This window comes from Pseudomonas sp. FeS53a (assembly GCF_000931385.1).
GTDB lineage: Bacteria > Pseudomonadota > Gammaproteobacteria > Pseudomonadales > Pseudomonadaceae > Metapseudomonas > Metapseudomonas otitidis.
The window spans coordinates 113,478-133,992 of record NZ_JYFT01000034.1; the positions used below are offsets into that span (position 1 = coordinate 113,478).

At 70.2% G+C, this 20,515-nt stretch carries 15 protein-coding genes; 4 read left to right on the forward strand and 11 right to left on the reverse strand.

What is annotated here, in order from left to right:
• Positions 1-19: 19 nt before the first annotated feature.
• A complete protein-coding gene (locus SZ55_RS09640; protein WP_052807570.1) occupies positions 20-682 on the reverse strand; it encodes a class I SAM-dependent methyltransferase in 663 nt (220 codons plus the stop codon).
• A 336-nt stretch (positions 683-1,018) separates the two neighbouring features.
• On the opposite strand from SZ55_RS09640, the gene SZ55_RS09645 reads away from it, so the two are divergent.
• Positions 1,019-1,666 carry a phosphatase PAP2 family protein gene (locus SZ55_RS09645; protein ID WP_044404850.1) on the forward strand — a complete coding sequence of 216 codons (648 nt, stop codon included), beginning with the start codon at positions 1,019-1,021 and terminating at the stop codon, positions 1,664-1,666.
• Positions 1,667-1,714: 48 nt separating this feature from the next.
• Complete coding sequence (gene tam, locus SZ55_RS09650; RefSeq protein WP_044404786.1) at positions 1,715-2,485, forward strand: trans-aconitate 2-methyltransferase; 771 nt, start codon at positions 1,715-1,717, stop codon at positions 2,483-2,485.
• On the opposite strand, the gene SZ55_RS09655 is transcribed toward tam, so the two are convergent.
• Both SZ55_RS09655 and SZ55_RS09660 read right to left on the reverse strand, forming a co-directional pair.
• Complete coding sequence (locus tag SZ55_RS09655) at positions 2,486-2,848, reverse strand: DUF3509 domain-containing protein (protein ID WP_044404789.1); 363 nt, start codon at positions 2,846-2,848, stop codon at positions 2,486-2,488.
• A gap of 174 nt (positions 2,849-3,022) precedes the next feature.
• Complete coding sequence (locus tag SZ55_RS09660) at positions 3,023-4,909, reverse strand: diguanylate cyclase (RefSeq protein WP_082078196.1); 1,887 nt, start codon at positions 4,907-4,909, stop codon at positions 3,023-3,025.
• 250 nt (positions 4,910-5,159) lie between these two features.
• Between SZ55_RS09660 and SZ55_RS09665 the strand changes: the two genes are divergently transcribed.
• Complete coding sequence (locus tag SZ55_RS09665) at positions 5,160-6,866, forward strand: amidase (RefSeq protein WP_044404792.1); 1,707 nt, start codon at positions 5,160-5,162, stop codon at positions 6,864-6,866.
• A 56-nt stretch (positions 6,867-6,922) separates the two neighbouring features.
• Here SZ55_RS09665 and SZ55_RS09670 read toward each other — a convergent pair whose 3' ends face one another.
• From SZ55_RS09670 to SZ55_RS09685, 4 genes are all read right to left on the reverse strand, one after another.
• Positions 6,923-7,636, reverse strand: a complete 714-nt coding sequence (locus tag SZ55_RS09670) for a TerC family protein (protein ID WP_044404856.1) — start codon at positions 7,634-7,636, stop codon at positions 6,923-6,925.
• A gap of 71 nt (positions 7,637-7,707) precedes the next feature.
• Positions 7,708-8,985: an OprD family porin gene (locus SZ55_RS09675; protein WP_052807571.1), complete on the reverse strand. Its 1,278-nt coding sequence runs from the start codon at positions 8,983-8,985 to the stop codon at positions 7,708-7,710.
• Positions 8,986-9,052: 67 nt separating this feature from the next.
• Positions 9,053-10,357, reverse strand: coding sequence for a CitMHS family transporter (locus SZ55_RS09680; RefSeq protein ID WP_044404795.1), 1,305 nt, complete (start codon positions 10,355-10,357; stop codon positions 9,053-9,055).
• A 195-nt stretch (positions 10,358-10,552) separates the two neighbouring features.
• A complete protein-coding gene (locus tag SZ55_RS09685; protein WP_201774865.1) occupies positions 10,553-11,683 on the reverse strand; it encodes a 4-oxalomesaconate tautomerase in 1,131 nt (376 codons plus the stop codon).
• A 138-nt stretch (positions 11,684-11,821) separates the two neighbouring features.
• Here SZ55_RS09685 and SZ55_RS09690 point away from each other — a divergent pair, with 138 nt between their 5' ends.
• Entirely contained in the window at positions 11,822-12,721 is a 900-nt protein-coding gene (locus SZ55_RS09690) for a LysR family transcriptional regulator (RefSeq protein WP_044404801.1), read from the forward strand.
• Between the two features lie 84 nt (positions 12,722-12,805).
• On the opposite strand, the gene SZ55_RS09695 is transcribed toward SZ55_RS09690, so the two are convergent.
• The 4 genes from SZ55_RS09695 to SZ55_RS09710 all read right to left on the reverse strand — a co-directional run bounded on the left by SZ55_RS09695 (position 12,806) and on the right by SZ55_RS09710 (position 20,223).
• Positions 12,806-13,339 carry a helix-turn-helix transcriptional regulator gene (locus tag SZ55_RS09695; RefSeq protein WP_082078197.1) on the reverse strand — a complete coding sequence of 178 codons (534 nt, stop codon included), beginning with the start codon at positions 13,337-13,339 and terminating at the stop codon, positions 12,806-12,808.
• Between the two features lie 86 nt (positions 13,340-13,425).
• Positions 13,426-18,837 (reverse strand): trifunctional serine/threonine-protein kinase/ATP-binding protein/sensor histidine kinase, encoded by a 5,412-nt coding sequence (locus SZ55_RS09700; protein WP_044404803.1) that lies wholly within the window; start codon positions 18,835-18,837, stop codon positions 13,426-13,428.
• Positions 18,834-19,190, reverse strand: coding sequence for a response regulator (locus tag SZ55_RS09705; protein ID WP_052807572.1), 357 nt, complete (start codon positions 19,188-19,190; stop codon positions 18,834-18,836). The genes SZ55_RS09700 and SZ55_RS09705 overlap by 4 nt, the downstream gene beginning before the upstream one ends.
• Before the next feature lie 55 nt (positions 19,191-19,245).
• Positions 19,246-20,223, reverse strand: coding sequence for a response regulator (locus SZ55_RS09710; RefSeq protein ID WP_044404808.1), 978 nt, complete (start codon positions 20,221-20,223; stop codon positions 19,246-19,248).
• Positions 20,224-20,515: the final 292 nt, after the last annotated feature.

A 20,515-nucleotide genomic window follows, 5' to 3' on the forward strand; every position in this document is an offset into this window, starting at 1 on the left:
GACCTATGAGACGGCCAGCTCACTCCACCTTGCGCAAGGTATACACCCGCCACATCGCCCAGCCCGGCAGGACGTCCTGGTGGCCGATGATCTCGAAGCCGGCCTGGCGGAACTCGGCCTCGACCTCGCTGCGGCGCGCGACGTGTCGGTCGCGGTCGCCACGGCCCAGCCGGCGGCGGCGCCAGGCGCGGTAGTTGCCGTCCACCCAGAGCGAGAGGATCAGCGTGTCGCGGGTGACCCGGTGGAATTCCCGCAGCATGGCCAGGCGCTGTCCGGGTTCGCCGAGCCGGTGCATCAGGCGCATGCAGAAGATGCAGTCGACGGCGTTCTCGCCCAGGTCGATGCCGAAGGCGGAGGTCTGCAGCAGGCGGATGCGCTGCAGCACGTTCGCCGGTTGTTCGTGCAGGGCCACGTCCAGGCGGCGCGCGGATTCGTCGGCGCCGATGACGATGCGGTTGGCCCAGCCCACCAGCACGGGCCAGAAGCGGCCGCTGCCACAGGGCAGGTCGAGCACCAGGCAGGGTTCCCCGGCCAGGCGCAGCGCGCGGCGCGCCACCTGGTCCTCGCGCCAGTTGGCCAACCGCCGCCAGAGGCTCGGCCGGGGCGCAGCCGCGTCCAGCGACGCGGGCACGAAGGCCGGCTCCAGGGTGCTGCCCGATTGGGCCCGACGGGGGTCAGTCATGCCATCCACTCCCAGTGACAGGGAGGGCCAGACTAGGGGCGCATCAATCAACCGGGTGTCAAAACCGCGTGAAAAAAACATCAATCGCCGTGCAGTTTTTCACAGCGGCATCGACGCTGTGTTTTTCACGCAAAAATGACACGCCCACACTTAAGGTCGGCGCCCATGCCCACCTGCACGTCCGGCAGGGAGGGCCTGACCGTATAAGGACCGACCATGAACCACACCCCCGACGCCACCTTCCCTACCGAACTGGAGGCCGATACCCCGCCCCGCGCGACGGTCGTCTCGCGGCCGTTCAACTTCCGCCTGTGGGCGGTGCTGCCCCTGGTCTGCATGACCGTCTTGCTGGTGCTCGACCCGACGCGCCTGGACTTCGCCATCGCCAACGCCTTCTACGACCCGGCCACCGGCTTCGTCGGCGGGCACAGCTACTTCCTCGAAACCATCCTGCATGACCGGGTCAAGCAGGCCGTGATCGTGATGGCGGTGTTCGCCCTGGTGGGCTTCGTCGCCAGCCTGCTGCTCAAGCGCATGGCCGGCTGGCGCCGCTCGCTGGGCTACCTGGTGCTGGCGCTGGGACTGTCCACCGCCATCGTCACGCCGCTCAAGGCGCTGACCGAGGTGCATTGCCCGTGGGATCTCACGGCCTTCGGTGGCGAGGAGGTCTACACCCCGCTGCTGTCCCAGCGTGCGCCCACCGACCACCCCGGGCGTTGCTGGCCGGGCGGACACGCCTCCAGCGGCTTTGCCTTGCTGGCGCTGTTCTTCTTCCTGCGGGACCGCCGCCCACGGCTGGCCCGTGCGGCCCTGATGGGCGCGCTGGTGCTGGGGTCGGTGCTGTCCCTGGGACGGATGATGCAGGGCGCGCACTTTCTCTCGCACAACGTCTGGACGCTGCTGTTCGACTGGATGATCTGCCTGGTCACCTACCGCCTGGTGCTCTACCGCCCGGCAGCATCGGAGCCACCCGCGCTGGTGTGAACAGGCGGCTGCGAGGATGATGGGCGCTTCCCGTCGGAGGAGCCCGCCATGACCTGGTCCGCCCAGCAGTACCGCAAGTTCGAAGACGAACGCACCCGCCCGGCCATCGAGCTGCTGGCGCGGGTGCCGCTGACCGACGTGCACCACGCCATCGACCTCGGCTGCGGCCCCGGCAACTCCACCCAGCTGCTGGTGGAGCGTTACCCGCACGCAGCCATCAGCGGGCTGGACAGCTCGCCCGACATGCTCGACGCCGCTCGCCAACGCCTGCCGGGCGTAACCTTCCTCGAGGGCGATATCGCCCAGTGGACTGCCCAGGTGGCACCGGACCTGATCTTTGCCAACGCCTCCCTGCAGTGGCTGCCGGACCATGGCAGCCAGCTGCCGCGCCTGCTGGCGCAACTGGCACCCGGCGGCTGCCTGGCGGTGCAGATACCCGACAACCTCGACGAGGACTCCCACCGCCTGATGCGCGAAGTGGCTGCCAGTGGCCCCTGGGCGGACGCCCTGCGCGAGGCGGCCGGCGCCCGAGAGGCGCGCCATGCGCCGAAGTGGTACTACCGCCTGCTGACCCAGGCCGGCGCCCGCGTCGACCTGTGGCGTACCACCTACTACCACCCGCTGGCGGGCGGCCCGGGGGCCATCATCGAGTGGCTCCGCGCCACCGGGCTGCGCCCCTTCCTGGCGCCGCTGGACGATGCCGGCCAGCAGGCCTTCCTGGCGGCCTACCGGGCCGAACTGGCCGAGGCCTACCCGACCCTGGACGACGGCAGCGTGCTGCTGCCGTTCCCGCGCCTGTTCCTGGTGGCCCAGCGCTGATCAACGCACCGCGTCGGCCAGGGCCTGGCCCGGGCGGCGCACGGCGCGGCGGGCGAACAGGGTCTTGGCGGCGGTGAAGTGGATGGGGTCACCGGTGAAGGTGGGCAGCTCGGCACGCACCCACTGGTTGCCCTCGCCCTTCCAGCTCACTTCCCCGGCGGCCAGCTTCAGGTCGCGGGTCAGTTCACGGATGACACGGCGCACGCGCTGCTCACAGAACACCACGTCTCCGTCGATGGCCTTGCGCAGGGGCTCTGCGTCACCGTGCTTGAGGCACAGCAGCAACATGCCGTCGGGCCGGGGAGTGATGGCGATCTCGTAGCCGGGGAATGCCTGGAAGAGTTCCTGGATGGCGATGCTCATGGGGAGGCTCCTTGGGTTCGGTGTCCTCCCTTGGGTGCAGACCTCGTGCCACACCGCCCCCGTGGCGGGTCCCCAGGCAAATCAGTCACTTGCGTGCGCTCGACATCACCCTGCCATTTGCAGGATGCAAGGGTGGCGCCTACGGCGCAGGGTGTTCTGCAATGCCGAAGGCCGTCAGCCGTCGACCACCACCTGGTTGCGACCGCCTCGCTTCGCCTCGTAGAGCGCGGCGTCGGCACGCTGCAACAACACCTCGGGGAGCTGGCCGGGCTGCGGCACCATCGCGGCCACACCGATGCTCAGGGTGACGCGGCCCAGGGGCGAACGCTCATGGGGCAGGTGCAGCGCCTCCATGGCCTCGGCCACGCGGCGTGCCAGGCCCAGCGCCCCTTCGACGCCGCTGTTCTGGGCGAGGAAGACGAACTCCTCGCCGCCGTAGCGCGCCATCAGGTCACTGGAGCGGCACAGCGTGGCGCTCAGGGCCTGGGCCACCTGGCGCAGGCAGGCATCACCGGCCGGGTGGCCGTAGTGGTCGTTGTAGGGCTTGAACCAGTCCACATCCATCACTGCCAGGGCCAGCGGCTCCCCGTTGCGCTGCGCATGGCTCCAGGCCTGGCTCAGCATCACGTCGAAGTGCCGCCGGTTGGCGATGCCGGTCAGGCCGTCGGTGAGGCTGAGGGTCTTCAGTCGACGATTGAGCACCTGCAACTCGTCGGTACGTTCGGCCACCCGTTGCTCCAGCAGCCGTTCCGACTGCTGCAGGTTCTCCACCAATTGCTGCTGGGCGCGCAGCAGCTCGTCCTTCACCCGGGCCTTTTCGCGGCGCATGACGTTGTAGCGATCGGCCAGGGCGAAGGCCAGCAGCATCATCTCCATCGCCGAGCCGAGCTGGATGCCGTCCACGGTGAAGACGTTGGTGGGCAGCAGGCCGATGGCCCGCAGGATGGTGGTGGTGCCCCCGGCGATGAGCAGGGCGAAGGCACCGATGAAGAAGTACGCGGTGCGCTGGCGCCTGAAGGCACAGGCCACGGCCACGCCGACGATCAGCAAGGCCGTGGCCAGGTTCAGCAGCACCGCCGCGCGGGCGAACACCGGCAGCGCCATCCAGTACAGCGCCGGGGTCAGCAGGTACAGCCCCACCAGCGCCAGCATCAGCCGGTCGGTACGCGGCAGGCTTTCGCGGGTCTGCAGCATGCGCCGGGTGAACAGCAGCATGCCCACCAGGGCGAGGGACACGCCGGAGTAATAGGCCTCGTTGGAATTCAGCAGCAAGGCGTCCCAGGGCGACTCCGGTGCCAGGCCGTTCTTGCTGGCCAAGCCCAGCATCATCAGGCCGACGTAGATGACGTAGAACAGGTAGGTGCGGTCGCGCAGCACGGCGAACAGCAGCAGGTTGAAGAGGATCATCGCGGTGGCGATGCCGAAGTACCACGCCTGGATCGCGTAGTCCTCGCGCTCGGCAACATGGAAGGCCGCCTCATCCCAGAGCTTGAGCGGCACCAGCAGGCCGATCTTGGACGCCACCCGCAGGTACACCACCTGGGTCTCGCCAGGGGCCAGCAGCAGCGGGAAGACGAAGTTGCGATTGGGGTAGAGACGCGTGTCGAACGGCCGGTCGCTGCCGGTGAGCACCGTGCGATAGCCCCCCTGGCCATCCGGCAGGAAGGCGTCGACCTGGGACACGCGCGGGTTGTCCACCACCAGCATCCGGCGCAGCGGCACGTCGCCCGGATTGTGCAGCGCCACCCGCAGCCAGAACGCTGAACGGGTGAAGCCCAGCGCCAGGGCGTTGGCCGGCGCTCGCCCACCCTCGAAGCGCTCGGCCAGCGGCGGGTTGCGTACATCGTCCAGGCCGTAGCGGGCCTGCGGGTCCTCCAGCAGGTCCAGGGCGTCGGTCAGCGACAGCGGTTGCTCGCTCATCGCCGCGGCATCCACCACCTCCTCCGCCCGAGCCGGCGCGGTCGCCAGCACCAGGGCCACGAGCAGGCACGCCCAGAGACCGAAGAGGCTGGGCAGGGAAAGCGTGTTCAGGAAAGCAGGTGCAGGATACGGCCGATTCATGCGGCGTTCTTTTCTGACAAGGCGGGGGAAGTCTACAAGAGGAAAAACCGCCTCGCCAAAACCCGCTGGCGGACGCGAACAGGCCACCCACATGCGAAAACGCGACCAGGAGATTCCGCCCGACGCCGCCAGATGCTAAATAGGTCGCCTCGACTCGCCCGGCCCACGGCCCGGAAGGCATCGAGCCCCGGGCCCTGCCCGCCGAATTCCGAACCACGCGTGCCACGCGGCACCTGCCAGCGGTGACCCCATGATCGAAGTAACCGAAGTTTCCATTGCCGACCTGCGCGCTGCGCTGGAGTCGGGCCGGACCACCGCCGTCGAGCTGGTGAAGGCCTACCTCGCCCGCATCGACGCCTACGACGGCCCCAACACCGCCACCGCCCTCAATGCCGTGGTGGTGCGCAACCCCGAGGCCCTCGCCGAAGCCGAAGCCTCCGACGCCCGCCGCGCCCGGGGCGAAACCCTCGGCCCGCTGGACGGTATCCCCTACACCGCCAAGGACAGCTACCTGGTCAAGGGCCTCACCGCCGCCTCCGGCAGCCCCGCCTTCAAGGACCTGGTGGCCTACCGCGACGCCTTCACCATCGAACGCCTGCGCGCCGCCGGCGCCATCTGTCTGGGCAAGACCAACATGCCGCCCATGGCCAACGGCGGCATGCAGCGCGGCGTCTACGGCCGTGCCGAAAGCCCCTACAACGCCGGCTACCTCACCGCGCCCTTCGCTTCCGGCTCCTCCAACGGTGCCGGCACCGCCACGGCTGCCAGCTTCGCCGCCTTCGGCCTGGCCGAGGAGACCTGGTCCAGCGGCCGGGGCCCCGCCTCCAACAACGGCCTGTGCGCCTACACCCCGTCCCGTGGGGTGATCTCCATCCGTGGCAACTGGCCGCTGACCCCGACCATGGACGTGGTGGTGCCCTACGCCCGCACCATGGCCGACCTACTGGACGTGCTCGACGTGATCGTCGCCGAGGACGCCGAGAAGCGCGGCGACCTCTGGCGCCTGCAGCCCTGGGTGCCGATCCCCTCGGTGAGCGAAGTCCGCCCCGCCCGCTACCAGGACCTGGCCGCCGGCACCGAAGCCCTGGCCGGCAAGCGTTTCGGCGTGCCGCGCATGTTCATCAACCAGGACCCGGACGCCGGCACCAGCGAGAACCCCGGCATCGGCGGCCCCACCGGCCAGCGCATCCACACCCGCCCCAGTGTCATCGCACTGTGGGAGCAGGCGCGCCAGGCCCTGGAAGCGGCCGGTGCCGAAGTGCTGGAAGTGGACTTCCCGCTGGTCTCCAACTGCGAGGGCGACCGCCCCGGCGCGCCCACGGTGTTCAACCGCGGCATCGTCTCCAAGGAGTTCCTCCACCACGAGCTGTGGGACCTGACCGCCTGGGCCTTCGACGACTTCCTCCAGGCCAACGGCGATCCGAAGCTCAACCGCCTGAAGGACGTGGATGGCCCGCAGATCTTCCCCCACGAACCCGGCACCCTGCCCAACCGCGAGGGCGACCTGGCGGCGAGCATGGCCGAGTACGTGACCATGGCCGAGCGCGGCATCACCCCCTGGGACCGCATCGAGACCCTGCCCGACGGCCTGCGCGCCCTGGAGTACACCCGCAAGATCGACCTGGAGGACTGGATGCAGGCCCAGGGCCTGGACGCCGTGCTGTTCCCCACCGTGGCCGACGTGGCCCCGGCGGATGCCGACGTCAACCCGGCATCCGCCGACATCGCCTGGAGCAATGGCGTCTGGGTCGCCAACGGCAACCTCGCCATCCGCCACCTGGGCGTACCCACCGTCACCGTGCCCATGGGCGTGATGGCCGACATCGGCATGCCGGTGGGCCTGACCTTCGCCGGCCGCGCCTATGACGACAACGCCCTGCTGCGCTACGCCGCCGCGTTCGAGTCCACCGGCTCGCGCCGGATCGTCCCGCCGCGCACGCCCCCGCTGAAAGGCTGATCGCCGTGTCTGGTGCCCGCCTTGCGGCGGGCCCGGACCTTGTCGCTGTACTTCGCTCAAGCCTCGGAGTCGGCCTGCCCATCCTCAGCCGGGACGGTCGGTTGCCGGCGGCCCACCAGCAGCCCGCAGGCAATGACCAGCGCGGCAGCGGAGGCGGATGCCAGCGGCCGGACCCAGGCGGCCTCGGGCAACCAGCCGGCCAGGGCCACATCCGTCACCAGCATGCCGCCGGCAATCCAGCCCAGCAGGCCGCCGCCCAGCAGCACCACCTGGGGGTAGCGATCCAGCAGGCGCAGGACGAGCTGGCTGCCCCAGACGATGATGGGGATGCTGATCAGCACGCCCAGGCTCACCAGCAGCAGGTTGCCACCGGCCGCACCGGCCACGGCCAGCACGTTGTCCAGGCTCATCACCGCGTCGGCGACGATGACGGTCCTGATGGCACTGAACAAACCGGTGCCAGCCACCACCTCGTGGGCGGCCTCCGGCTCGGGCTGCAACAGCTTGATGCCGATCCACAGCAGCATCAGCGCCCCGGCCAGCTTGAGGAAAGGCAAGGCAAGCAGTTGCAGGGCGAAGAACAGCAGCAGGATGCGCAATGCGATGGCACCCGCCACGCCGCCGAGGATCGCCCGGCGACGCTGTGCCTCGGGCAGGTGGCGGCAGGCCAGGGCGATGACCACGGCGTTGTCGCCGCCCAGCAGGATGTCGATGGCGACGATCTGCGCCAGGGCCATCCAGAATTCAGGCTGTGTCAGCCAGTCCATCAGGGGTATCTCCTTGGGTTGCAGGGCGCCCGTCCGAGCACCCGGGTGGTCCGCTGGGCACGCAGCATCCGGCCCTACCAGAGGGCGATGTCGTAGGTCATGTAGAGCCGGTTGTTGTCGCGGTCGCGGCTGTAGCTGGAGCGGTAGGCGATGTGCCGCCACTTGAGGCCCAGCCCCTTGAGGGCGCCCGTCTGCACCACATAGGCCAGGTCGAGGTCACGCTCCCACTCATTGGCCGCCACCTCGGCCCCCCGCAGCACGGTGGTTCCATCCCGTCCCTTGAAGTAGTGCAGGCCGGCACTCAGCCCCGGCGCGCCAAGGGCGGCGAAGTCGTAGGCGTAGCCGAGCATCCAGGTGCGTTCGTCCTCCTCGATGAACTTGCCCACCCCGGCATTGCTGAAGCTGTAGACGGTGGCGCCTTCGACGAAGGGCAAGCCCCCTTCCCCATTCAGGCGCTGGTAGCCGGCGCTCAGGGCATGGCCATCGACGGTGTAGGTCAGCAGGGCGCTGAGCATGTGGTTGTCCAGCTCGCCGTTGCGGGCCTGCCCGACATCGCGGCTGCGGAAGTAGCGCAGGTCGCTGGCCAGGCTGCCGGGCCCCAGGGACAGGGTGTGCACCAGCCCCAGGTAGTGCTGCCGATAGAAGGCCTCCAGCTCGCCCAGGTAGTAGCTGAGCACCAGCGGCTTGCCGACCTTGTAGTCGGCGCCGGCAAACCAGAAGCCCTCGCCCCGGTCGCCGCCGTAGCCATCGGCCGTGAGGGGGTGGTCGTCGCTGGAATCGCGCTGGCGGCCCTCCCTCAGGTAGCCGGCGGTGAGGCTGAGGCCGGGGATGTCGACGCTGGACACCTGGGTGCCCTCGAAGGTCTGCGGCAGCAGGCGGGCATCGTTGCGCACCAGCACCGGCAGCCTGGGTTGCAGGGTGCCGTGCCGGAGGGTGGTTCCGCCCAGGCGCGCCTTGGCGGTGAGACCCAGGCTGGAGAACTCGTCCGCCGCCCGACCGTCGTCATGGCGCGGCAGCAGCCCGGTACCGGCCCGTCCGCGTCCGGAGTCCAGCCTGACGCCCAGCAGGCCGAGGGCGTCGAGGCCGACCCCCAGCGGGCCTGGCGTATAGCCGGACTGGGCGTCCAGCAGGAACCCCTGGGCCCACTCCTCGCGGCGGGACTGGGCGCTGGTAGCGGCCCGGGGCGACATCCCGGACTCGTCCTTGAAGTCGTCGTTGAAGTAGAGGTTGCGCAGTTGCAGGGTGGCCTTGCTGTCGGCGAAGAAGCCCTCGGCAACGGCCTCGGGTGCAAGCGCGGCGGCCACGCAGGCGAGTACCGCGCCGCTGCGGCGCAGGGCGTGATGGGGGGACATGGTGCACCTCGCGGGTGGAAAATCGCCCGCTCCCGGAAGGGAGCGGGACGCTGACGGACGGGAAGGCTCAGGCGACCAGGCTGATGGCGCCGCTGAGCAGGGCCAGTGCGGTGATGACCAGCGAGGTCAGCACCGCCCACTTCAGGGTGAAGCGCTGGAAGTCGCCGATGTCCCGGTCGACCATGCCGATCAGCAGCAGCGTGGAGGCGACCAGGGGGCTCATCAGGTGCACCGGCTGGCCCAGCACCGAGGCGCGGGCGATCTCCACCGGATCGATGCCGTAGGCCGAGGCCGCCTGGGCCAGGATGGGCACCATGCCGAAGTAGTAGGCGTCGTTGGAGAGGACGAAGGTCAGCGGCATGCTGGTGATGGCGACCACCAGCGGGAAGATCCGGCCCCAGCTGGCGGGGATCATCTGCACCAGGGAGTTGGCCAGGGCATCGACCATCTGGGTGCCGGAGAAGATCCCGGCAAACACGCCGGCGGCGAACACCAGCAGCACCACGGTCATCGCATTGCCCGAGTGGGCGAGGATGCGCTCCTTCTGCTCTTCGAGGCGCGGGTAGTTGACCATCAGCGCCACCACGAAGCCGAGCATGAACAGCACCGCCGCGTTCATCAGCCCCATGACCAGGGCGGTCATCACCCCGATCACCAGCAGCAGGTTCAGCAGGATGCGGCGCGGCCGCTTGTGCGGGCTGTCCGCCAGGATGGCCTTGATGTAGCAATCGTCGCCGCCGGTCTTCAGGTGCACGCTGCCGATGCGCTTCAGCTCGCGGCGCCCCAGTACCCAGGCGGTGAACACCACCCACAGCGCCCCGCCGACCATGGTCGGCAGCATGGGGATGAAGTAGGCGCTGGCATCCAGCCCGAGCACCGCGATGGCACGGGTGGCGGGACCGCCCCAGGGGCTCATGCCGCTCATGATGCTGAGGGAGAGCATGGCGATGCAGGCCAGGACCAGCGGGTTCATGCCGATGCGCCGGTACAGCGGCAGCATGGCGGCGACGGTGATCATGTAGGTGGTGGTGCCGTCGCCGTCCAGGGCGACCATGAGCGACAGCAACGCGGTGCCGATGGCGATCTTCACCGGGTTGCCGTTGACCGTCTGGAGGATGCGGCGGATCAGCGGGTCGAACAGCCCGGCGTCGATCATGATGCCGAAGAACAGGATGGCGAAGAGCAGCAGCGCGGCCGAAGGCGCGACCGTCTTCAGACCGTCGAGCATCATCTTGCCGAGTTCGGGGGCGAAGCCGCCGGCGAGCGCGAAGGCAATGGGGACCAGGGTCAGGGCCACGACCGGGGAAAGGCGTTTGGTCATGATCAGGTAGGTGAACACGACCACCATGGACAAACCGAGCAGAGAGAGCATGGCGTTGGACTCTTGTAGTTATTAGGTTCCTGCCTCGGGCGGGCGGCGCGAACCGCCCGCCATGAAGCCGCTGATCGAGGGAGCGGGCAAGGGCCCGTCAGGCTGTCGCGTCGGGGTACGGCCGCAGTGGCCGGCTGGATCGGAAGGGGTGTGCGAAGGCTGTGGCATGCATATCGGTTACCCGTCTTGTGTTTGTTATGTCGGGGGTGGGAGGTGAGGCCCGGCGGTCAGTGCAGGGGCCTCTGGAAGGCGGTAGAACAGGCGCCCGTCCATGATCTTGCGGGCCGTCCGGATCAGTGAGACGCGGGCGATATCCAGGGGATTGCCGCCGCGCAGCTCGACCTGCAGGTCGAGGTGGCCGGAGGGGTGCTCAATGCGCACCGCCTCCAGCGTCCGCCCCGCCTCGGTGCGGCCGCTGTCCAGGGCCAGGCGCTGGGCGAGGCTGCCCGGTACGTTGACCGCCGCGCCCAGGGCGATGGCCCCCGTCACCGCCAGCGCCTTGTGGCAGCGCTGGGGCACGAAGTAGCGGGCGCAGAGGGTGGCGTCGCCGTGGCGGGCGGGGCTCAGGAGGATGGGCTTGGGCAGGACCGAGCCGCTCACGTCGCCCATGCCCATGCGCCGCCCGGCTTCCAGGCGGATGCGTTCCAGCCGCGCGAGCAGCGCCCCATCGGCATCCAGCACGGCGGGGTCGGCATGGCCGTCCACCCCCAGGTCAGCGGCGCGGATCAGCACCGTTGCCGTGGCGGCGTCGATGCAGCTGACCTCCACCCCGTCGATCCACTCCAGGGCCTGGCCGGTGGGCAGCAGCGCACCGGTCTTGGCACCGGCCACGTCGAGGAAGCTCAGGCGGATCCCCGCGGCGCGGCCCGGCACGCCGCTGATGCAGGTTTCGCCCTCGTACTCCACCCGGCCACGGGGCGTCGGCACGACGCACTCGATGATGCGCTGGGTGTTGAGGTTGAACACCCGCACCCGCGTCTCACCGTAGGTCGGCGCCACCAGGCCGGTCTCGATGGCGAAGGGGCCGACGGCAGAAAGCATGTTGCCGCAGTTGGGGGTGTAGTCGACCCGGCGCTCGATGACGTCCACCTGGGCGAACAGGTAGTCCACGTCAGCGTCCTGCCGGGAGGAGCGACCGACGATGGCCACCTTGCTGGTGAGCGAGTTGCCGCCGCCGATACCGTCCACCTGGAGCGGGTGGCCGGAGCCCATCAGGTCGAGCAGGACCTCGGTCCGCGCCTCGACGGATTCGGGCAGGTCGTTCATGTGGATGAAGGGGCCGCGGGAGGTGCCGCCGCGCATGATCATGCAGGGGATGCTGTTCATCATCTTGGTCTAACCCATGACCGTTTCAACGATGGACAGAGCTTGTCAGCGCCGTTTTAATGCTTCAAATGCAAATATCGACTCCGATAAATAACCAAATCGGATTAATGTACAAACCAGCAAACGGACCGATCTTTCATGCATCGAATAGAGTTCCTTGACCTCGCCGCCTTCGTCCGGGTGGCCGAATCACAGTCCTTCCAGGAAGCCGCCCAGGCCCTTCACCTGTCCCAGCCCGCCCTCTCCCGCCGTTTGCAGAAGCTGGAGGAAACCCTCGGCGCCAAGCTGCTGGAGCGCACCACACGGCGCACCTGGCTGACCGAGGTGGGCAAGGACTACCTGCCCCGCGCGCGGCGCATGCTGGAGGACTACGAATCGTCGCTGCAGGGCATCCGCGAGCTGAAGACCCACCAGAAGGGCACCGTCACCATCGCCTGCATTCCCACCGCAGCGTTCTACTTCCTGCCCAGCGTCATCCGCGTGTTCAACGAGGCCTATCCGGGCATCCGCATCCGCATCCTCGACGTCAGTGCCAACGAAGGGCTGGAACGGGTGGTGAGCGGCGACGCCGATTTCGGCATCAACATGATCAGCGCCCAGCACCCGGACGTGAGCTTCACCCCGCTGCTGCGGGACCCGTTCGTCCTCGCCATGCGCAGCGACCACCCGCTGGCCGCGCTACCGGAAGTGGGCTGGCCGGACCTGCAGAACGTCCGGCTGATCACCGTCAGCCGCGACAGCGGCAACCGCATGCTGCTGGACAGCGCCCTCTCCGGCCACGGCATCCGCCTCAACGGGTTCTACGAGGTGCAGCACCTGTCCACCTCCCTGGGCCTGGTGGAGAGCGGCCTCGGCGTGGCCATCCTGCCGCGCATGGCGATGCCCGACGCCGAGCACGAGAACCTCTGCTCACGGGACCTGCCGCCCCCGCACATCGAACGCACCATCGGCCTGGTCCGCCGCGACGGGGAGCCGCTTTCCAGCACCGCCGAGCTGTTCATCGAAATGCTGCTCAGGCGCTGGCGCGAGACCGGCTAGCCGCCGCAACCCGAACCCCGCAAGGGCCGGCGGCAACGGACGTGAACCGCCACCCTATCCCCAGGGCCATATCCCTGAAGACAGTCAGGCGCGGGCCTGCTCGCGATTGAGCTGGCGCCAGTGCTTGGGCGTCATGCCCACCAGGCGGCTGAAGGTGCGGCTGAAATGGGCCTGGTCGGCGAAGCCGCATTCCAGGCTGACCTGGGCGATGGACAGGCGATCCTCGGCCAGCAGCTGCTTCGCGGTACGCACGCGCAGGTCCAGGGTCCATTCCTGGGGCGAGAGGCCGGTGGTCTTCTTGAACGCGCGGGAGAAGTGGCTGCGGGACATGGCGCACTGCTGTGCCACGTCGGCGATCAGCAGGCGGCTGTGCAGGCTGCGGGCGAGGATCTCCTTGGCCCGCTTCTCCTGCCAGGGTGACAGCGCGGCCCGTTCACCAGAGGTGCGCTCGGCGCCCCGGTAGCGCGCCAGCAGGTGGTCGCAGAGTTGCCGGCTGAGGGACGAAAGCACCGAGCCATCGCCCTGGGGCGAGCCCTCCAGGGCGGACTGCAGGCGTTGGGTCAGGCGGTAGGTCTCGGCATCCAGGGGGGTGTCGGCGACGAGCGTCAGTGCGGTCATGGCGGCTCTCCTTGGGGATGGGCAGAGCCTCGCCCGGCAGCAGCCGGGGCGTCCTTTGGCGAACCTGAAAAACCCTTAAACCGCCCTCACCCGGCCGCCAGCGGCAGGGTGAAGAAGAACAGGCTCTCGCCGCGCCGGCCACGGGTCGCGCCGAGCCGACCACCATGGGCGCAGAGGATCGACTCGCAGATGGCCAGCCCCATGCCCATGCCGCTGGCCTTGGTGCTGAAGAAGGCCTGGAAGATGCGCCCCTGGGCTTCCTCGGCCACACCCGGACCGCTGTCTTCAACCAGCACCAGCACCTCGCTGCCGAAGACCTGGCTCTCCAGCACCAGCCGACGGGTGCTGGGCGGCTGGCACTGCATGGCCTCCACGGCGTTCTGGATCAGGTTGCGCATCACCTGCTGCAGCTGGATGGCGTCGCCCTCGACGGTGACACCACTGGCCAGGCGCAGGCTGACGTCCACGTGCTTGTCGTCCAGCTCGGCGCGGGTGATCGCCAGCACCTGGCGGATCACCTTGCCCAACGCCAGGGGGCGCCGCTGGCTCGGTGCCTGGCGGGCCAGGGCGCGGGTGGCACGGACGATGTCGGCAGCGCGACGGCATTCGGCGAGGATGTCGCGCAGGCCCTCCAGGGCCTCCTCCACCGAGGGCGAGTCGCGCTCCAGCCAGCGGATGCTGGCGCCGGCATTGGAAAGAATGGCGGCCAGGGGCTGGTTGATCTCGTGGGAGATGGAGGCTGCCAGCTCGCCGAGGATGGTGGCCTGGGAGGTGCGGTCCAGCTCGCTGCGCGCCGCGCGCAGCTCGGCCTCGGTGCGACGCCGCTCGGTCACATCGGAGACCACGCCGATAAAGGTCTCGTGTTCGGCGGGCTCCAGCACCAGCTCCAGGTAGCGCGGCGAACCGTCCATGGAGACGCTGCGGAACTCCAGGCGCGCGCCCTGCCGCTCGGCCAGGGCGGTTTCCAGGGCCTGGCCGAAGCGCGCCCGGTCGTCGGCATGCACCAGGGCACCGGGCTGGCTGAGGTAGGCGCCGTCGGCCGGGGCCTCCAGGCGCAGTTCGGCCACCAGCGCGGCGGACCAGAACGACGGCTCCCGCCCCACCCGCCAGACGAAGGTGCCGTAGCGGCTCACCTCCTGCCCCAGGGCCAGCAGCGCCTGGGTGCGCCGCAGGGTGCTCTCGCTGTCGCGGCGCCGGCGGTTCTCCGCCAGCAGGTCGCCATAGAGCCGGGCATGGCTGAGGGAAATCGCTGCCTGGGCCGCCAGCAGCGCCAGCAGGTCGATGCGGGCCGGGTCGATGGCGCCGGTGGTGAGGCGGTTCTCCAGGTACAGCGCGCCCACCACCTCGCGCTGCTTGAGCAGCGGCAGGCACAGCACGGTGCCGTTCTCCAGCTGCCCCAGGTAGGGGTCGCCGGTGTAGCAGCGCAGGGCGTAGGGGCCCTCCACCAGCACCGGTTCGCGCCGCTCCAGGGCCTCGCGCACCAGGCCCAGGGGCGCCAGCCGGGCGGCCTCCGCCTCGGGCTGCAGGCGCACCGTCACCCCGTCGTGGTCGGCCTGGCCGCAGGCTTCCACGTGCAGGTTCCCCCCCTCGTGGAGCAGCAGCGCGACGTAGCCGGCACCGGCGTGCATCGCGGCGTTGGCCAGCAGCGTCTCGATCAGCGCCGCGGGCTCGATCTCGCGGGACAGCGCCTGGCAGGCGCGGGTGATGGACAGCCGGTCCAGCTGCTCGGCGACCGGTCGGGGCCCATCACCCACGCTGCTGCCCTCGCAGAGGAAGGGGTGGGCCTGCTCCAGTTGCACCGCCAGGGTGTGGGCGCCCCAGCGCCGCCAGGCGGCATGGGCCTGGCGCAGGTGCTCACGGGCAGTGCCGGGCAGCTCCAGCGCTTCGTGGCAGCGGGCCGCCAGCTCGTGGCTCAGGCCCTTGAGGTGGATGGCGCCGCAGGCTTCGGCACAGGCGATGGCGCGCTCGTAGAGGCGCAGCGCCCGCACCGGGTCGCCTTCGGCGCGGGCCACCTCGGCCTCGGCCAGGGCCAGGCGGTCGGCGAAGTAGCGCGGGTTCAGCGCCGCCCACAGGCGCAGGCGGCGCAGCGGTTCGGCATAGTCCTGCGGCCGGCCGGTGTCGGTCTGCAGGGCCGCACGGTTGAGCACGCTGAACATCGCCAGGTCGATCTGGTGGATGTGCACCGGCGCGGACCAGGTCAGCGCCCAGGCGGCGTCCAGGTGCACGGCCGCCTCTTCCAGCTGACCTTCGAGGAAGGCCAGCAGGCCTTCGAACAGGCTCCACCAGAAGCGCAGCGGGCCCATGTGGCTCCAGGCCACCCGCTGGCGCAGGATCTCCACGTCCGGGATCGGCAGGTGACCGCCGCCCTCCCCGGCCAGCCGGCGGATGTAGCGGGCCTGGGCGTGGAGGATGGTCTGCGCGTCGAGGAACTCCAGGTTGCGCGCCAGCTCCAGGCCGCTGTCGATCTGCCCCAGCATGCGTTCGATGGGGGCGCCCAGCACCAGCAGGTCCGAGACGATGTGGTTGTTGGCGTAGCAGGCGAAGCTGGGCGAGCCCTGGGCCAGGCTGGCGCGGTAGGCCTGCTCGGCGCATTCCAGGGCGAAGGGCAGCGACTGGGTCCAGACGCTCACCTGGTCCAGCGCCACCAGGGCCGAGACGCGGCTGGCGGCGTAGGCCGGCTGCTCCGCCAGTCGCCGCGCCACGGCACTGAAGGCAAAGCCTTCGGCATGGCATTCGAAGCGCTCGGCCGCTGCCACGCCGAGCCACGCCAGGGCCTGCACGGCCGCGGCGCTGAGCCCGTGCTGCAGGGCCATGCGGGCGATGCGCGCGGTGGCCAGCAGCATCAGGTTCGGCTGGATGAACGACCCGGGCACCACCAGCGCGGCCAACAGCTCCATCACCGCCAGTGCCTCGGCATCCTGCGCCGCGGGCAGCTCGGCGAAGCACGCCGGCGGACGGCCGTCCAGTTCGGCCAGCAGGGCCTGCCAGGCTTCGGCGGCCTGCTCCGGCGTGGGCGCACAGGGGAACACCACGCCACGCTCGGCCAGGGCGGCGGCGACACACGCAAGGGCACCGGGGTAGTCACCCCGCAGGCAGTGGATCTCCACCCGCAGGCGCTGCAGGGCGATGCGTTCCAGGGCATCCGCCGTGTCGGCCAGCCGTGCTTGCAGGCGGGTATCGGCCGCCAGGTAGTCGGCGCCGAGAATGAGCCCGTGGACGTGCAACAGCTCCACCTCGCGGGCACGGGCCGGGTCGTCCAGCCCCTGCAGCAGGGCCCCGGCCTGGTGCAGGTAGTCCAGCAGCGGGCCGGGGGCGACGGCGTCGGCGGCCAGGCAGGCGGCACGCAGCAGCAGGTCGACGAAGCGGCGCCGGTCCTCGGCATCCAGCGTGGCCGGGGTCACCCGCAGCACCTGGGCAGCCACCCGGAACACCGCCGCAGCGGGAGCCTGCGTGGCCAGCCCGGCCAGCAACTGGCGGGCGAAGCCGGCGTGCATGCCGGCCTGGTGCTGCGCCGGCAGTTGCCCGCGCACCGACTCCAGCAAGGCGTCGTGGGCGAAGGCCAGGCCCTCCGCCTGCTCCTCCAGCAGGCCGGCCTCCCGCGCGGGGTGCAAGTGATGGGCCACGGTATCGGCGGGCAGGCCGCTGGCCTGGGCCAGTTCGTCCAGCGGCGTGCGGTTGCCCAGCAGGGCCAGCGCACCCAGCAATTCCCGGGTGCTCTCCGGCAGGCGCCGCAGGCGCACCTCCAGCAGGCTGGCCACGTCCACCACCGGGCCGTCGGCCATCAGTGGCGTATCGCCGGCCTCGCGCAGCAGGGCGGCGAACTGGGTGAGGTACAGCGGGTTGCCGTGCCCCTGTTGCTCCAGGTGCCCGGCCAGGCGGGCATGGGCCTCGGGCTGCAGGCTCAGGCCGGCGCCCAGCAGGTCGCCGATGCCACGCGCGCCCAGGGGCGCCAGGTCGATACGCACACAGCGCTCGCCAAGCCCCTCGCATGCGCCCAGCAACGGCGCGGCAAGGCTGCCCGCCCGGCATTCGGCAGGCCGGTAGGCGAGCACCAGCAGGCAGTGGTCGAAGGCCGAAGGGGCCAGCTCGCAGAGGAAGTCGCGGCTCTCCTCGTCGATCCACTGCAGGTCGTCGACGAACAGCAGCAACGGATGCTCCCGCCGGGCCAGGGCGCCCAGCAGCCGCTGCAGCACGCCGTGCAGGTAGCGCCGCGCTTCGCTGGGCGGCAATGCCTCGGCCGGCAAACGGCCATCCCCCAGCAAGGGCGCCAGCGGCGGAATGAGGCGCACCACCCGCTGGGCATGGGTGCCCACCACGCCTTGCAGGTGTTCGCGCCAGCGCTGGGCCTGGGCCGGTGTTTCGGCCAGCAGGCGCTCGCACAGGCCGCCGAACAGCGCGGCCAGGGCCTCGTAGGGCGCGCGGCGGCGGGACAGTTCGCATTTGGTGCTGGCGAACAGCACGCTGGCGTCATCCTCCTCGCGACGGAAGCGGCGCATCAGCGAGGTTTTGCCGATGCCGGCCTCGCCCGCCACCAGCACGGCCCCGCCCTGCCCTTTGCGCAGGCGTTCGCGGGCGGCGGCCAGGGTCGCCAGTTCGGCCTCACGGGCCACCAGCAACGCGGCACCGCCTGCGGTCCGATGCAGCGCGGCGCCTTCGCGCCAGGCCTCCAGGCAACGGCGCAGCTCGCTCTCCACCTGGGCCGCCTGGCGCGGCCGGGCGTCGGCCTGCTTGGCCAGCATGGCGGCCAGCAGCGCATCCACTGCAGCGGGCACGCCGGGCCGCAGCTGCGAGGGTGCGGGCGCAGCGACGGCTGCATGGCGGTGCTGCCACTCCAGCGGGTCGCCCGCGACGAAGGGGTAGCGCCCGGTGAGCCACTGGAAGAAGCACACCCCCAGGGCATAGAGGTCGGCCTCGGGCGTGCCGTCGCGCTCCGGCGGCAGGTAGGCCAGTTGCCGGTCGCTGAGGGCCGGGCTCCCGGGAGCGGCGTTTTCCAGGGCGCCAGCCTGGCCGAAGCCGGTGAGGCGGATGCGCCCGTCGGGCATCAGGAACAGGTTGTCCGGGCACAGGTTGCGGTGCGCCAGGCCGCTGCGATGGACCTTGCCCAGCGCCTGGGCGGCGGCCAGGGCTAGGCGCAGGAAGGACTCCACCGCCAGGGGCTCGCGGCAGGTGAGGGAGAGCGGCATGCCAGCGTCGTCGTCCAGCACCAGCAGGGTGCCGTCGGCGCCACCCAGGCGTGCCACCGGCAGCAACGCCCAGGCCGGGTCCAGGCGCGAACCGAGTGCGTATTCGTGATCCAGCCCGGCCAGCTCCCAATGGGCGGCCTGGGGGCCTGCACGCACCACCAGCCACTGGCGGCCGGTACGGCTATCGCGTACTCGCCAGCGGCTCAGCTCGCCGTTGCGGTCCAGGGGCTGCCAATCGACACGGGCCAGCCAATGCTCGTCGAAGCAGGCGGCCAGGGCGTCGGGCAGGTCATGCAGCAGCGGCGGCGGGCTCACGCAGCCCACCCGGGCAGGCCCGCCAGCGCGGCCAGCAACGCCTCGGCACTGAAGGGCTTGGCGAGAAAGGCATGGGCGCCGCGGGCCAGGGCCGACTCGGCGCCCTGCGCGCCCGCCTCGGCGGACATGCAGATGACCGGCAGCGGGCAGCCGCGCTCGACCAGCAGCGCCTGCACCTCAGCGCCCTTCAGGCCGGGCATGCGCACATCGAGCAGCAGCGCATCGGCCTGCTCCGGCCAGCGTGAGGCGAGGAAAGCCTCGCCGGACTCGAAGCACACGGCGCGCAGACCGACCGAGCGCAACAGGTTGTCGAGGCTCTTGCGGACCTTGGGTTCGTCGTCGACGACGCACACGACCTTCATGGCTAGCCCTGGGCAGAGGACAGGGGATGGCGGCGTGCATGCCGGGTCAGGCCGGTTCGGCGACCGGGTCGAACTGGGGCAGCATCCCCAGCGTGCGGCCCGCCACAAGCAGGTGTATCAGGTTGCTCGCGCCGAGTTTTGTCATGACGTGCTTTTTATGCATCTTCACCGTCACGTCCTGCAGGCCGAGCTGCTGGGCGATGTCGCGGTTCTGGCGGCCCTCCAGCAGCAACCGGAACACGTCGCGCTCCCGTGGGGTGAGGCTGGCATAGCGCGCCTGCACCGCCTGCCGGGCATGGCGCTGCTGGTGGAGGATGCAGGCCCGGCCCATGGCCTCGCCCACCGCCGCCAGCAACTGGGCCTCGTCCACCGGCTTGGTGAGGAAGCCCTCGGCGCCGGCCTTCATGGCCTTGACCGACATGTCGATGGTGCCGAAGCCGCTCATGAACACCACCGACAACGGCACGCCGCGCCGGGCCAGCTCGTCCTGCAGGTCGAAGCCGCTGCCCTCGCGCAGGCGCACGTCCAGCAGCAGGCAGCCGGGGCGATCACAGGGGCAGCGGGCGAGGAACTCGGGCGCCGAGGCATAGGCCGTGGCTTCGATACCCGCCGAGCGCAACTGGCGGACCAGCGCCGTGCGCACGGCCGGCTCGTCGTCGATGACATGCACGTCGGCGCGCCCGACCGGCGCAGCGGGCACCGGTCGGACAGGCGGCTCGGCGGCCGCCACCACGGTTGCCTGCAGGTTGAGGCGATAGCCCCGGCGCGGCACCGTTTCCAGCAGGCGCGCATCCAGGCCCAGGTGCTTGCGCAGGGCCGAGACCTGCACCTGCAGGTTGTTCTCCTCCACCACTAGGTCGGGCCACGCCGCCTGCAGCAACTCGGCCTTGGTCACCAGGCGGTTGGGGGCGGCGAGCAGGGCTTCCAGCACATCGAAGGCGCGGCTGCCCAGGCGCACCGGAGCACCGTTCAGGAAGGCTTCTCTTCGCTCCAGCGAAATCCAGGCGTCACCCAGGCGGATCATGGTGGCAACTCGTCGTCGAACAGGCGGAAACAGGGCCGCTTTTCAGCGGAACTTTTTCAACCTAGATGAAAGAAATTCCCATCTCAAGCGTTAACCACGCGATACGGAAATAAGAACAAATGTACAAGCCAGGGTGTCGCGCACCTGCTTCAATGACGTGCCACCCGAACCATCCAACCCCTCTGGAACGGGCCTTTCAGCCCACCCCGCACGCTTCCGGAGACGCCGGAACCGCCTCAGGGCACACCCGCCCTCCCCGCGTCCGCCGCCGTCGATCCCCCGCCTTCCCAAT